The 13,655-nt window shown below is 69.9% G+C and carries 11 protein-coding genes; 10 read left to right on the plus strand and 1 reads right to left on the minus strand.

Annotated elements, in window-relative coordinates:
- The first annotated feature begins 202 nt into the window (after nucleotides 1–202).
- From ACFWJX_RS02805 to ACFWJX_RS02830, 6 genes are all read left to right on the plus strand, one after another.
- On the plus strand, nucleotides 203–901 hold the full coding sequence (locus ACFWJX_RS02805) for a DNA polymerase beta superfamily protein (RefSeq protein WP_383235759.1): 699 nt from the start codon (nucleotides 203–205) through the stop codon (nucleotides 899–901).
- 420 nt (nucleotides 902–1,321) lie between these two features.
- Complete coding sequence (gene fusA / locus ACFWJX_RS02810; RefSeq protein WP_383235762.1) at nucleotides 1,322–3,367, plus strand: elongation factor G; 2,046 nt, start codon at nucleotides 1,322–1,324, stop codon at nucleotides 3,365–3,367.
- A 234-nt stretch (nucleotides 3,368–3,601) separates the two neighbouring features.
- Nucleotides 3,602–4,921 carry an ABC transporter substrate-binding protein gene (locus ACFWJX_RS02815; protein ID WP_383235765.1) on the plus strand — a complete coding sequence of 440 codons (1,320 nt, stop codon included), beginning with the start codon at nucleotides 3,602–3,604 and terminating at the stop codon, nucleotides 4,919–4,921.
- Between the two features lie 5 nt (nucleotides 4,922–4,926).
- Entirely contained in the window at nucleotides 4,927–5,916 is a 990-nt protein-coding gene (locus tag ACFWJX_RS02820) for a carbohydrate ABC transporter permease (RefSeq protein WP_383235768.1), read from the plus strand.
- A 28-nt stretch (nucleotides 5,917–5,944) separates the two neighbouring features.
- On the plus strand, nucleotides 5,945–6,784 hold the full coding sequence (locus ACFWJX_RS02825; protein WP_383235946.1) for a carbohydrate ABC transporter permease: 840 nt from the start codon (nucleotides 5,945–5,947) through the stop codon (nucleotides 6,782–6,784).
- Nucleotides 6,785–6,813: 29 nt separating this feature from the next.
- Nucleotides 6,814–8,172, plus strand: coding sequence for a GH1 family beta-glucosidase (locus tag ACFWJX_RS02830; protein WP_383235771.1), 1,359 nt, complete (start codon nucleotides 6,814–6,816; stop codon nucleotides 8,170–8,172).
- A 190-nt stretch (nucleotides 8,173–8,362) separates the two neighbouring features.
- Here ACFWJX_RS02830 and ACFWJX_RS02835 read toward each other — a convergent pair whose 3' ends face one another.
- Complete coding sequence (locus ACFWJX_RS02835) at nucleotides 8,363–9,442, minus strand: hypothetical protein (protein WP_383235774.1); 1,080 nt, start codon at nucleotides 9,440–9,442, stop codon at nucleotides 8,363–8,365.
- A 621-nt stretch (nucleotides 9,443–10,063) separates the two neighbouring features.
- On the opposite strand from ACFWJX_RS02835, the gene ACFWJX_RS02840 reads away from it, so the two are divergent.
- The 4 genes from ACFWJX_RS02840 (at nucleotide 10,064) to ACFWJX_RS02855 (ending at nucleotide 13,637) form a co-directional block, all read left to right on the plus strand.
- Nucleotides 10,064–10,903, plus strand: coding sequence for an alpha/beta fold hydrolase (locus ACFWJX_RS02840; RefSeq protein WP_383235777.1), 840 nt, complete (start codon nucleotides 10,064–10,066; stop codon nucleotides 10,901–10,903).
- A 205-nt stretch (nucleotides 10,904–11,108) separates the two neighbouring features.
- The gene (locus ACFWJX_RS02845) at nucleotides 11,109–11,531 is read left to right on the plus strand and encodes a WXG100 family type VII secretion target (protein ID WP_383235779.1); all 423 of its coding nucleotides are present in this window, start codon (nucleotides 11,109–11,111) and stop codon (nucleotides 11,529–11,531) included.
- Nucleotides 11,532–11,586: 55 nt separating this feature from the next.
- Nucleotides 11,587–11,901, plus strand: coding sequence for a WXG100 family type VII secretion target (locus ACFWJX_RS02850; protein ID WP_355983361.1), 315 nt, complete (start codon nucleotides 11,587–11,589; stop codon nucleotides 11,899–11,901).
- On the plus strand, nucleotides 11,901–13,637 hold the full coding sequence (locus ACFWJX_RS02855; protein ID WP_383235782.1) for an RNase A-like domain-containing protein: 1,737 nt from the start codon (nucleotides 11,901–11,903) through the stop codon (nucleotides 13,635–13,637). The genes ACFWJX_RS02850 and ACFWJX_RS02855 overlap by 1 nt, the downstream gene beginning before the upstream one ends.
- Nucleotides 13,638–13,655 lie beyond the last annotated feature (18 nt).

Here is a 13,655-nt window from a genome sequence, read left to right on the forward strand (position 1 = left end):
GGGCGAACCGCGGCAGGGGGCCGGGCGAACCTGCGGGGGGACACCGGGCGAACCGCGGCGGGGGGCCGGGCGATCCCGCGGCGGGGTTCCTCCGGAACCTCGGGCGGATCGGAAAATGCGAGGTGGCCGGGCCGGTCGCCGGGGCATCATGACGACTCCCGCCGCCTACCAGCGGCGTCGGCGATCAGCACCGGGGGAGTCCATGAGCGTCCAGAACATCCTGCTGTCAGGCGTCGTCGGCTCGACCGCCTACGGGCTCGCGCACGCCGGTTCCGACGTGGACCGCCTGGGCCTGTTCGCGGCGCCCACCGAGGAGTTGCACGGCCTGCACCCACCGAAGGAGTCCCACGTCGGCACGGCACCCGACCGGACCCTGCACGAGGCCGCGAAGTGGTGCCGGCTCGCGCTCGGTGGAAACCCCACGGTCACCGAACTCGTGTGGTTGCCCGACGAGTTGTACGACGTCCGCGCCCCGCTCGGTGACGAACTCGTGGGCATCCGTACGACGTTCCTGAGCGCCCGGCGGGTCCGGGACGCCTATCTCGGCTACGCCACCCAGCAGTTCCGCAGGCTGCTCGGCCGTGGCGACGGCTCGTTCTCCGCGGACACGCGCAAGCGGACCGCCAAGCACGCCCGGCACCTCAAGCGGCTGTGCGGCCAGGGCTACGAGCTGTACACCACAGGGCAGTTGAGCATCCGGGTCGACGACCCGGAGAGCTTCCACCGGTTCGGCGAGCAGGTGGCGGACGATCCCGAGACCGCCCTGCCGCTGCTGCGCCGGTACGAGACGGCGTTCGAGGAGGCGCGCAGCGTGCTGCCCGAGCAGCCCGACGAGAGGGCCGCCGACGCCTGGCTGCGCAGGGTACGGCGGCACTTCTACACGCCGGAGCCGTCGTCCTGAGAAGCCGCTTCGACCGGCATTTTCTCCGGTCCTGAGAAAAACACGTGCCGCGCACGTCCGTTCCTCCCTAGACTCACCCCATCGAGCGCCGCCCACGAACAGGGCAGCGCCGCACCGCGACGAACGAGGGGAGCCCGGCCATGCGCGACCACACCGCTGCCGCCGCTCCCCGTTCCCGCTACGAGGTGGTCCTCGTGTCCTCGTCCGTCCGGTGTCCGCGGCGCGGCCGACACCGGATGGTCTGACGAGACCCCAGCTTCCCGCGACAGAGCTGCCCCGACGACTTCCCGCCGCGGTCGCCGCTCTGTCGTCATGTCAGCTGTCACCTCAGCCGTCGTCACGGCTGCCGTGCGTCATCTGACGTCGCGTCAGAAATCGCGCTGCCCCTTTCACGAGTCACACCCCGAAAGGCCATGGGCCGTGCGCAACAACCTCGACCGTCACCTCGCCGCCGTCCGCAACCTGGGCATCCTCGCCCACGTCGACGCGGGCAAGACCACCGTCACGGAGCGGATCCTCTTCGCCACCGGGACCACGCACAAGCGCGGTGAGGTCCACGACGGCACGACCGTCACCGACTTCGACCCCCAGGAGCGCGACCGTGGGATCACCATCTTCGCCGCGGCCGTCAGCTGCGACTGGGACGGCCACCGCATCAACCTGATCGACACCCCTGGGCACGTCGACTTCGCCGACGAGGTGGAGCGCTCGCTGCGGGTGCTGGACGGGGCGGTCGCGGTGTTCGACGCCGTCGCGGGCGTGGAGCCGCAGAGCGAGTCCGTGTGGCGGCAGGCCGACCGGCACGGCGTGCCGAGGATCGCCTTCGTCAACAAGCTGGACCGCACGGGCGCCGACCTCGACACGGCCGTGGCGTCGATCCGGGAACGCCTGCACCCCGTCCCGCTCGTCGTCCAGCTCCCGATCGGCACCGAGGACGCCTTCACCGGCGTCGTCGACCTGCTCCGGATGCGGGCGCTGACCTGGGACGACGGCGCCGAGACGGCCGTAGAGGGACCCGTGCCCGAGGAACTGCGGGACGAGGCGCGGCGCCGGCGCCGGCTGCTGGAGGAGGCCGTGGCGGAACGGCATCCCGCCGCCCTGGAGGAGTTCTGCGACCGGGAGACGCTCTCGGCCGAGACGCTCGCCGAGGCCCTGCGCGACCTGACCCGCACCGGTGACGGGGTGGTCGTGCTGTGCGGCTCGGCCTACCGCAACCGCGGGATCGAGCCGTTGCTCGACGCCGTGGTCGCCTATCTGCCGTCGCCCCTGGACGTGCCGGCTGTATGCGGTATGCACGATGGTGTCGACGAGCGACGGCCGGCCGACCCCGCCGCACCCTTCGCTGCCCTCGCGTTCAAGGTCAGCGCCACCTCCACCGGCAGGCTCACCTACCTGCGGGTGTACTCCGGAACGATCGAGAAGGGAGACGCGGTATGGGACGCGAGCGCCGACCGCGGCGAGCGCGTCGGACGGATCCTGCGGGTCCAGGCCGACCGGCACGCCCAGCTGGAACGGGCGGTCGCCGGGGACATCGTGGCGGTGATCGGGCTGAAGGCGGCCCGCGCGGGCTCGACCCTGTGCGCGCCGGCCTCCCCGCTGGTCCTGGAACCGCCCGGGGTCGCCGACCCCGTCGTCTCCGTGGCGGTAGAACCGCGGCGCGGCACCGACGCCGACCGGCTGGCCTCGGCCCTCGCCCGGCTGGCCGAGGAGGACCCGTCGCTCACGGTGCGCAGCGACGCCGAGACCGGCCAGACCGTGCTCTCGGGCATGGGTGAACTGCACCTGGAGGTCGCGGTGGAGAAGATCCGCCGCGCCCTCGGGCTGGAGGTCAACGTCGGCCGGCCGCGCGTCACCTACCGGGAGACGGTGGACCGCGGCGTGTCCGGACTGGTCTTCCGGCACGTCAAACAGGACGGCGGCGCCGGTCAGTTCGCGCATGTCGTGCTCGATGTGGAGCCGCTGGAGGACGGGTTCGACTTCCGGTCCGCCGTGGTCGGCGGACGGGTGCCGCAGGAGTACGTCCGTGCCGTCGAGGCCGGCTGCCGGGACGCCCTGAACGAGGGTCCCCTCGGCGGGCACACGGTGACCGGCCTGCGGGTCACGCTGACCGACGGGGCGACCCATGTGAAGGACTCCTCCGAGATGGCCTTCCGCACGGCGGGCCGGCTCGGCCTTCGCGAGGCCCTGCGGGCTTGCGCGATGGTGTTGCTGGAACCGGTTGTGGAAGTCACGGTCACCGTGCCCGAGGACGCCGTGGGCGGGGTCCTCGGTGACCTCGCCGCCCGGCGCGGTCGGGTAACCGGTTCCGAGGTGCGCGGTGGCGCGGCCGTCGTGACGGCCACCGTGCCGCTCGCGGAACTGTTCGGCTACGCCACCCGGCTGCGCAGCCGCACCCAGGGCCGCGGCACGTTCACGGCCCGGCCGACGGGGTACGCCCCGGCGCCGGCGCTGACGGCGGCACCGTAGTACCCGTACGCCCCGGGGGATCACCCCTCCGGGGCGTACGCGCGAGAGCGGCGTCGTAGGCGCCGTCGAAGACGGTTTCCGGAAGCCGCCCCGGAAGCGGGGCCGGGCCCGAAGCCGCCCCCGAGACCCGCGCCCCAGTTGCACAACCCTCGTCGAAACACTTGACGCCGCTCACTTCCGAGGTTTAACTCACGTCCTAAATTAAGCCCTGATGAGAGACCCGGGAGCCGACCCATGCGCACCATCCGAGCCGCGGCCGCAGGCGCCGTCGTGATGTCACTCGCCCTGGCCGTGACGGCCTGCGGCGGCGGTTCGTCGACGGACGGGAGCGGGTCCGACGACTCGCCGAAGGAACTGACCTACTGGGCGTCCAACCAGGGCGCCAGCATAGAGATCGACAAGAAGGTCCTCCAGCCCGAGCTCGACAAGTTCGAGAAGGAGACCGGGATCAAGGTGAAGCTGGAGGTCGTGCCCTGGTCCGACCTGCTCAACCGGATCCTCACCGCCACCACTTCCGGGCAGGGCCCCGACGTCCTGAACATCGGCAACACCTGGTCGGCCTCGCTCCAGGCGACCGGCGGGCTGCTGCCCTGGGACGACGCGAACTTCGCCAAGATCGGCGGCAAGGACCGCTTCGTGGAGTCGGCGCTCGGCTCGACGGGCGCGCAGGGCAAGGACCCGGCCGCGGTGCCGCTGTACTCGATGGCGTACGCGCTCTACTACAACAAGCAGCTCCTCGCCGACGCCGGGATCTCGCAACCACCGGCGACCTGGGACCAGCTGGTCGCCGACGGCAAGAAGATCCAGGCGAAGGGCAAGCAGGTCCTGGGCGCCGAGGGAGCCAACGTTTCCGAAAACGTCCACCACGTCTTCACCTTCGCCAAGCAGCACGGCGTGGACTTCTTCACCGCCGACGGCAAGCCCGACTTCACCTCCGACGGCGCGGTGAGCGCGGTCAAGCAGTACGTCGACCTGATGGCGAAGGACAAGGTCATCCCGCAGGGCAACGCCGAGTACGCGCAGAACCAGTCCGTCAGCGACTTCGCCAAGGGCAAGACCGCTTTCCTGCTCTGGCAGTCGGCCTCCGCCAATCTGAAGTCCCAGGGCATGGACGAGGACAAGTACGGCATCGCGCCCGTGCCCGTGCGGTCCGGCACCCCCGGCGCCGGCGCGCAGGTCAACTCGATGGTCGCCGGCATCAACCTGGCCGTCTTCAAGAACACCGACAACCTCGACGGCGCCACGGAGTTCGTGAAGTTCCTGACGAGCGACGAGGAGCAGCGGATCCTCAACAAGGCCTACAGCTCCATCCCGCCGGTCGCCTCGGCACAGGCGGACCCGGCCTTCAACACCCCCGCCAACGCCGTCCTGAAGAACACCCTCGCCAAGAGCGCCGCCGCCCTGCCGCAGGTCGCCGACGAGTCGCAGTTCGAGACGGTGGTCGGTACGGCCGTGAAGGAACTGTTCGCCGAAGCGGCCGCCGGACGGGCGGTGACCACCGAGTCGGTGAAGGCCCGCCTGGAGAAGGCCCAGCAGCAGATGCCGACGAAGTGAGCGCGATGACGACCACGGTCACCGAGCAGGCCGCCGCGCGCAAGGACTCGCCCGGGGCGGCGGACGGCCCCCGCCGCCGCCCCGGGCGAATCCGCCGTATCGGACTGCCCTACCTGCTGCTTCTGCCCGCCCTGATCCTCGAACTCCTCGTCCACCTGGTGCCGATGGTCATCGGCATCGTGATGAGCTTCAAGGAACTCACCCAGTTCTACATCCGCGACTGGGGCACCGCGCCCTGGGCCGGACTCGACAACTACTCGATGTCCGTGGACTTCAACGCCCCGGTCGGCGAGGCCCTGTTGCACTCGTTCCTGGTCACCGTCGCCTTCACCCTGCTGTCGGTGGGCCTGTGCTGGCTGATCGGCACGGCGGCGGCGATCTGCATGCAGGACACCTTCCGCGGCCGCGGCCTGCTGCGCGCGCTGTTCCTGGTGCCGTACGCGCTGCCGGTCTACGCGGCCGTCATCACCTGGGTGTTCATGTTCCAGCACGACAACGGCCTGGTGAACCACGTCCTGCACGACCAGCTGCACCTCACCGACAAACCCTCCTTCTGGCTGATCGGCGACAACAGTTTCTACGCCCTGCTCACCGTGTCGGTGTGGAAGGGCTGGCCGTTCGCCTTCCTCATCGTGATGGCCGGCCTGCAGAACATTCCGCGCGAGCTGTACGAGGCGGCCGCCCTGGACGGCGCCGGCGTGTGGCAGCAGATCCGCAGGATCACCCTGCCGTCGCTGAGCGCCGTGAACCAGGTCCTGGTCCTGGTGCTGTTCCTGTGGACGTTCAACGACTTCAACACGCCCTACGTCCTGTTCGGCAAGGCCGCCCCGGAGGCCGCGGATCTCGTCTCGGTCCACATCTACCAAGCCTCGTTCGTCACCTGGAACTTCGGCGCGGGCTCCGCGATGTCGGTCCTGTTGCTGCTGTTCCTGCTGGCCGTGACCGGCGTGTACCTCGCCGTCACCTCACGCGGACGGAGGCCCGCCGATGCCTGACCTTCACCGGACGAGACCCACCTCACCGATGTCGCCCCCGCGTTCGTTCCTGTGGTCCCGGCGGATCTTCCTGACCCTGCTCAGCGGCTTCGTGCTGGTGCCGGTGTACGTGATGGTCTCCAGTTCCCTGAAGCCCCTGGCGGACGTCTCGGGCACGTTCCGCTGGCTGCCGAGCGACCTGACGATCCGGCCGTACATCGACATCTGGTCGACCGTGCCGCTCGCCCGCTACTTCGTGAACTCGCTGATCGTGGCGGGTGCGGCGACGGTCTGCTCGGTGGTGATCGCGGTGTTCAGCGCCTACGCGGTGAGCCGCTACGACTTCCGCGGAAAACGCACGTTCACGGTTACCGTCCTGTCCACGCAGATGTTCCCCGGCATCCTCTTCCTCCTCCCGCTGTTCCTCCTCTACGTCAACATCGGCAACGCCACCGGCATCGCCCTGTTCGGCTCGCGCGGCGGGCTGATCCTGACGTACCTCACCTTCTCCCTCCCCTTCTCCATCTGGATGCTGATCGGTTACTTCGACTCGGTGCCGCGAGACCTGGACGAGGCGGCACTGGTGGACGGCTGCGGCCCGCTCGGGGCACTGTTCCGGATCGTCGTGCCGGCCGCGGTCCCCGGCATCGTCGCGGTCGCCGTCTACGCCTTCATGACCGCCTGGGGCGAGGTGCTGTTCGCCTCCGTCATGACCAACGACACCACCCGCACCCTCGCCGTCGGACTCCAGGGCTACTCCACCCTCAACGACGTGTACTGGAACCAGATCATGGCCGCCTCGCTGGTCGTCAGCGTGCCCGTGGTGGCCGGCTTCCTCCTCCTCCAGCGTTACCTCGTGGCCGGTCTGACGGCGGGAGCGGTGAAGTGAACAACCTCCGTGATTCTGAAAGGACTTCCGTGACCATCGATCTCGCCGCACTGCCCCACGACTTTCTGTGGGGCACGGCCACCTCGGCCTACCAGATCGAGGGAGCCGTGGCGGAGGACGGACGTTCGCCGTCGATCTGGGACACCTTCTCGCACACCCCCGGAAAGATCGCCGGCGACGACCACGGCGACATCGCCTGCGACCACTACCACCGCTGGCGCGAGGACATCGCCCTGATGCGCCGACTGGGCACCAACGCCTACCGGATGTCGATCGCCTGGCCGCGCGTGATGCCGGGCGGCGACGGCCCGGTCAACCCCAAGGGCCTCGCCTTCTACGACGAGTTGATCGACACGCTGCTGGCCGCCGGCATCACCCCGTCCGTCACCCTCTACCACTGGGACCTGCCGCAGGTGCTCCAGGACCGGGGCGGCTGGCCCGAGCGCGACACCGCCGAGCACTTCGCCGCGTACGCCTCGGTGGTCGCCGGGCGGCTGGGCGACCGGGTCTCCCAGTGGACCACCCTCAACGAGCCCCTGTGCTCGGCGTGGATCGGCCACCTCGAAGGCACGATGGCCCCCGGCCTGACCGACCTGACGGCCGCCGTCCGCGCCTCCTACCACCTGCTCCTCGGCCACGGACTCGCCGTACAGGCGATCCGCGCGGCGGCCCCCGGCGCCGAGGTCGGCATCGTCAACAACCTCTCCACCGTCCACCCCGCGAGCGACCGGCCCGAGGACCTCGCCGCCGCCCGCAGGGTGGACGGTCACACCAACCGCTGGTGGCTCGACCCGGTGCACGGCCGAGGCTTCCCGGCCGACATGCGCGAGGTGTACGGCGTCGAACTGCCGGAACGGCAGGGCGACGTGGAGACGATCGCCGCACCCCTCGACTGGCTCGGCCTGAACTACTACTTCCCGGCCACCGTCACCGACGACCCCGACGGACCCGCCCCGTACGCCCGTTCCGTGCGCCGCACCGGCGTACAGCGCACCGGCATGGACTGGGAGGTCGACCCGAGCGGCATCGAGGCACTGCTGCTGCGCCTGACCGACGAGTACGGCGCCCGCCGCCTGTATGTCACGGAAAACGGTTCCGCCTACCCGGACGTCGTCCGCCCCGACGGCACCGTCGACGACCCCCAGCGTCAGGCCTACCTCGCCGGACACCTCGCGGCCTGCGCCTCCGCCGCCCGTAAGGGGGCACCGCTGGCCGGGTACTTCGCCTGGTCGCTGCTGGACAACTTCGAATGGGCGTACGGCTACGACAAGCGGTTCGGTCTGGTCCACGTCGACTACCGCACCCAGACCCGCACGATCAAGGGCACCGGACGCCATTACGCGGACATCATCCGCAGACACCGGGAGGGGGTGGCGAAGGCCGCCTGACCCGGTTCGCCGTGGCGGGCGTGGGCGGGGGCGGGGCGTGGAACAGGAAGGAGTCATCCTCCCGTCGGCACGGCTTCGCGGCCCGCCCACCGCACGGAGCCGCCGCCCCACCGCACGGACCGCCGTCCTTCCGCCGTCCGGACGGACGGCCTCGCCCTTGCGGCGGCGCTTCCCGAGCGGGCGGGTCCGGTCAGAGGAGCAGGACCAGGACCAGGACGACGAGGGCGACGACCGCCGCCACGGCCAGCCAGGCCTTCCACCGGCCCTCTTCCGACAGCCGCCGCAGGACGCTGAGTCGTCCGTCGGTGCTCCGGAAGACGTAGAACTGCAGGTTGGCGGAGCCGGGCGGCGTCGCCCTGACGACCGTAAGACGCTGGATGACGGCCTCACGCTCCTTCTCCCCCTCCCACCGGCGCAGGTGCGGTTCGAGGGCCGCGCGGTGGTCGGGGGAGAGGTCGCCGGGAAGCGGATCGTCAGAACCGAGCCGGTCCTGCCGCCAGCCCCCGGAGTCCAATTCGGATGCCACCCGTCGCGGCCGCGGGACGGGGGAGGGTACGCCCTTCCTCGTCGAGGTCCACTCGATCCGTCCCGCCGTCCAGGACGTCAGGTTCCCGCATCCCTCACAGGTGGCGCATTCGACGGTGCCCGTACGCCCGCACGGCGTGCAGGGGATGCGCCCGCTCGCGTCGCACTCCGAGCACCTCACCTTCCCCCAGCCCCGGCACCCGGGGCACGCGCTGCCGGGTGTGTGGCAGCCCTCGCAGGTCACCCGCTCGTCGGGGCGGTCGGCCCGGCCCGGCTTGGGCGGCCGGGGCGGGGTGCCGGGCAGGCCGCCGTGGTTGAGGTAGTGCGTGCACGCGGTGACGCCTTGGCACACGGTGCACACTTCGGCGGGCTCGCACGGGCGGTACTTCATGCCGTTGCAGTCGGCACAGCGCCGCCGGCCGTTGCCGCAGTCGCAGGACCTGAGGTGTACCGTGCCGCGTTTGACCAGGTCGATCGGTTGGTCGAGAGGCGTCTCGTGCGGGCCGAGCTTGTAGTCCCTCAGCACGTCGTAGACCGGCCGTTCCGAGAGGGCGACGGTGCCGGGCCGGTGCCGGATCTCCTCCGTGCGGTGCTCGACGCGCCGGGTGACGGTGCCCTCGAGGAGGTGCAGGCGGGTGAGGAGGAAGTCCGTGGGGGGCTGACCCGGACGCCTGTTCCGGCCGCGTGCCAGGTATGCGTCGAGCGCCGCCCGCACCTCGTCGTCCGACGGATCGTCTGCTGCCACCGCGAACCCACTCCCCCCGAGTCGCGCCCCCCCGCCCGGGATACGGCCGGGCCGGTGCCGAGCGGCACCAGTGTGACGCGCGTGGGCCCGCCGCAAAAGGGCGCGAAGGGGAGCGGCCGTGACGTCCCACGAGGCCATGCGCTCACGAGGCCATGCGCTCACGAGGCCATGCGCTCACGAAGCCATGCGCTCACGAGGCCATGACGCCGCCGATCTCGCGAAGCGCAGGGATCAACGGTGCCGGGGGCCCATGAGCCAGGCGGCCCGCAACTGCGGGTGTGGCCGGGCCGCCCGCACCCGCACTGCGTCGACCAGTTCGGTGAGCGCACCGGTGAGCGAACCGGCGTGCTGTCCCGGCCCAGGTCGGACTGAGCCGCCCGGACACCGACCCGAGGGCCCGTCCCAGCCCGCATGAGCGGGTGAACGCCACATCAGCCGGCCTCGGCTCGGCCTTCGTCACCGACAGAGGAGGAAGCCGGCCCGTGGGCCGCGTCAGAGTAAGGGCACCCGCGACATCGACGATGGCGGCTTCGAAAGGTGCGCCGCCGCCCCGGCTCGAGTGGCAGTTCCCGGCCCCTCAAGCGTTTGCCCCGCCTTGCTTCCGCTGCGAAGCTCCCGGCCATGCCTACTTTCACCGTGTCCGACGGAACGTCGCTCGCCTATCACACCGACGGAGACGGTCCGCTGCTGATCTGTCTGCCGGGCGGGCCGATGCGGGCCTCGTCCTACCTGGGAGATCTCGGCGGGCTGACCGCTCACCGGCGGCTGATCCGGCTCGATCTGCGGGGGACCGGGGACTCCGCGATTCCCCGGGACCCGATGTCGTACCGCTGCGACCGGCTCGTCGACGACGTCGAGGCGCTGCGGGTCCACCTGGGGGTGGAGCAGATGGACCTGCTGGCGCATTCCGCCGGGGCGAACCTCGCCGTGCGGTACGCGGCTCGACACCCGGACCGGATCGCCCGGCTGCTGCTGGTCACGCCCAGTGTCATGGCCGTCGGCATCGAGATCACGCCGGAGGACCGGCTCGCGACCGTCCGCCGCCGGGAGGGTGAGCCGTGGTTCGGCGATGCCTATGCGGCCCTGGAGGAGATTACTCAGGGCAGGGCGACTCCCGAGCGATGGGAGGCCGTCGCGCCTTTCTGGTACCGGCGTTGGGACGGGGCGGCTCAGGCGCTCCAGGCGGCCGACGCCGAGGAAAAGAACAAGGAAGCGGTTCCCGTGTTCGCCGGGGAGGGCGCCTTCGACCCGCAGGCCACCCGCGCCGCGCTCGCCGACCTGACGGCACCCGTGCTGCTGATCGCCGGAGAGGTGGACGTGGCCGGACCGCCACGGGCCATGGCCGAATTCGCCGGACTCTTTCCGAAGGCGGAACTGGTCGTGCAGGCGGAGGGGTCACACCACCCGTGGGTGGACGACCCGGCCCAGTTCGTCAGCATGGTCAACGAGTTCCTGGGCTGAGACGGATGACGTGCAGGGGAGCGGTCGGGCTGTTCCTCCGGCCGTGAATGAAGAACGTCGGCGCGTGGCCGAAGCTGCCGTTCCTGCCTGTCGGGTGCCTGATCCGGGCGCGCCGCCGGACGTCGGCTTCGGAAGAGCGCGACGTTAGGATCACTCAGTACACGCGGCTTGACATGCCAAGCTCACGGGGGTGGAGGTACGAAGCATGGGCGTACATGACGCGGGCGCGGGCCAGGAGGGCGGCGTCGATCTGAGGGCTTCGAGCCAGGACCTCACCAAACTGGCCGATGACCTCGACGACATGCAGGACAACCTGGACAAGCAGGTCAGGCGGATGGACGCGATCGTCGATCGCATCGAGGCGGGTTGGCGAGGACCGGCGGCGACGGCGTACCGCGGGTTCCACCGGGCGGCGGCCGAGGACGCCGTGCGCATCCGTGAAGTGATCCGGCACCTCGAGCAGGCCGTACGTCTGAGCCGGGACGGCTTCACGGAACGGGAGTTGGACGTGATGGCCCAACTGCGGACGATCGCGGTGGACATCGGCAGCGAGGTCGACAAGCTGTCGACACCGAACCCGGAGGCGACCGGGCCCGCCCATCCGCGCAGCAGCCTCGACTCCTTCTGACGGGCTCTCAGGAGACCTCTGCCGCAACCGCGACGACACCTACGAACGGGGAAGCATGCCGACCGGGAGCACCGATGACGGCCACATAACCGTCTCCTTCGCCACTCTCCGCGAGCTCGCAGCCGAACTGGAGGACATCCTCAAAAAGCTCAACGGCAGCCTGGACGACCTCCACGACCGGGTCGTGCCGGTCGTGCTGTCGTGGGAGGGGGAGGCCCGCGAGGTCTTCGTCGAAAAGCTCGACGAGTGGGACCGCTCGGCCCAGGACCTCCAGGCGGCCCAGAAGTGGCTGCACGAGTGCGCGACCACGAGCCACATCAACTATGCGGCCGCGCACCAGGCCGTGCTGCGCGGCTGGGGAGCCGGCTGATGGGAACGCCACCGCCGGGCCAGAACGGCACCATCGACGTCAAGCCGACCGACCTCCACCGCGTCTCCGGCGGTGTGGCGAGCCAGCAGACGGTGATGGACAGAGGCGTCAAGAGCCTGCTCGACGATCTGCAGAAGTACCCGGACGCCGGCGGTTACGGCACCTCGCCCCAGGCATTCGCGATGGCGTACGTCAAAGTGGGCAACCGGTTCATCGAGGTATGGGCCAAGAGCGTCGTCAGCATCGGCGGTGCAGCGGTCGGCTTCACTTCGACGGCCAACGCCTATGCGAAGGCGGAGGCCGCCAACGACCCCACGGGGAAGGCGAAGCCGGTCGTCCAGCCGTTGCCCAAGGTCATCGACAAGGCGCCCGCCTACGGCTCCGTGCCGAATCTGAAGTGGGGCGACGACGACGGCGGCGACGACTTCATCCGCAGGGTCCTCGAGTGGGTGCCCGAACTGGTCCGGGACGTGTTGAGGCCGGTGGTGGAGCACGCCTTCCGGATGGGCAAGGTCGCGGAGGTCTATCCGTTTCCACAGCAGCACTACCTGAACTCGCTGTCCAAGGCGTGGATGGCGACGACCGCCCCGCTCTCCATGGCGGAGAGCGGGCTGACCGGGAACGTCAGCAGCATCACTCAGCAGAGCCACAGCGAGTGGTACGACGCGATGCGCCATTTCTGCAGTTCGCTCTGGGGCACGACGTCGTGGGGCAAGAGCCGCGAGGGCTACGAGTGGAAACACGACAACTCCTCCTCGCAGACCGCCACCCACCCCGTGATGACCGTGCTGTTCGACACGGCTCAGAAAGTCAGCGATCTCCTCTACGAGTTCGCCGAGGCGGCCGTCTACCTCAATCGCGAGGTATGGGACGTCTACACCGAGGCCGTGCGCGACGCGATCCCCAAGGTCGAGGTCAACCTCAAGGATGGCGTCGGCATGGATGACGTCAAGGGATTCCTCAAAGGCGTGGCCAAGGGTGTCGCCAAGGGGGCGAGCCAGCTGAGCGTGGGCATCGTCCTGAACATGGATACCGCCAAACTGAACTCGATCGTCATCGAGTACAACCGGCGCGTCGACGCGCTCGTCCCGCAACTCGACGCCCTCATGCCCCCGTTGGACGAGGCGCACCGGAGCGCTCCGAAATTCGAGGCCGAGGAGGCACGTGCGCAAGGCTTCGGCATGCGGGCCCTGGAGGAGTTCAAGGATTCGAAGGTCTGGCTGAAGGTCGACTCGACCGGCAAGTACGACCTCAACCTTGCCGCCAACGAGTACCTGGAGCACGGCCACACCCTGGACAGGCACGTCGGTAAGACGGACGAGCAACTCGTGCAGCGTCTGCGTGACCAGCAGGTGAGCGGGCCGACCGCCGCCTGGCCGTATGGCAAGCCGAAGCCCGGTGCTGCTTCGGCCTTCCCGAACTACCGGCGGGCGGAAGAGCTGACCGAGTACAACCTCAACCAGAACAAGGCCGCGATCGAGGCGTGGATCAAGGGCCCGCCCCCGCCGGGGGAGGGCGACGGGGAGGCGTTCCGTTCGACGGCACCCAACGGTGAGATCAGCGGCCGCAACGTGTTCAAGCAGCCGGTGGACCCGAACGACCCGCTGTCCGGGTACAAGGAGGGTGGCATGAACGCCAAGGCGTACGACGTCACCGGCATCGACACGCGGCTCCGGTACGACAGCAGCCGCACCCCGCCGTTCACCGTCATGACGTCGATGCCCTCCAAGTCCTAGCGCCCACCGAGAAAGGTC

It is taken from the genome of Streptomyces sp. NPDC058335 (assembly GCF_042723915.1).
GTDB lineage: Bacteria > Actinomycetota > Actinomycetes > Streptomycetales > Streptomycetaceae > Streptomyces.

Coding starts and splice junctions, on each gene's coding strand:
- ACFWJX_RS02855 (WP_383235782.1), top strand. CDS start 11,901: ATGGGAACGCCACCGCCGGGCCAGAACGGCACCATCGACGTCAAGCCG.
- ACFWJX_RS02825 (WP_383235946.1), top strand. CDS start 5,945: ATGTCGCCCCCGCGTTCGTTCCTGTGGTCCCGGCGGATCTTCCTGACC.
- ACFWJX_RS02850 (WP_355983361.1), top strand. CDS start 11,587: ATGCCGACCGGGAGCACCGATGACGGCCACATAACCGTCTCCTTCGCC.
- ACFWJX_RS02815 (WP_383235765.1), top strand. CDS start 3,602: ATGCGCACCATCCGAGCCGCGGCCGCAGGCGCCGTCGTGATGTCACTC.
- ACFWJX_RS02820 (WP_383235768.1), top strand. CDS start 4,927: ATGACGACCACGGTCACCGAGCAGGCCGCCGCGCGCAAGGACTCGCCC.
- ACFWJX_RS02805 (WP_383235759.1), top strand. CDS start 203: ATGAGCGTCCAGAACATCCTGCTGTCAGGCGTCGTCGGCTCGACCGCC.
- ACFWJX_RS02840 (WP_383235777.1), top strand. CDS start 10,064: ATGCCTACTTTCACCGTGTCCGACGGAACGTCGCTCGCCTATCACACC.
- ACFWJX_RS02845 (WP_383235779.1), top strand. CDS start 11,109: ATGGGCGTACATGACGCGGGCGCGGGCCAGGAGGGCGGCGTCGATCTG.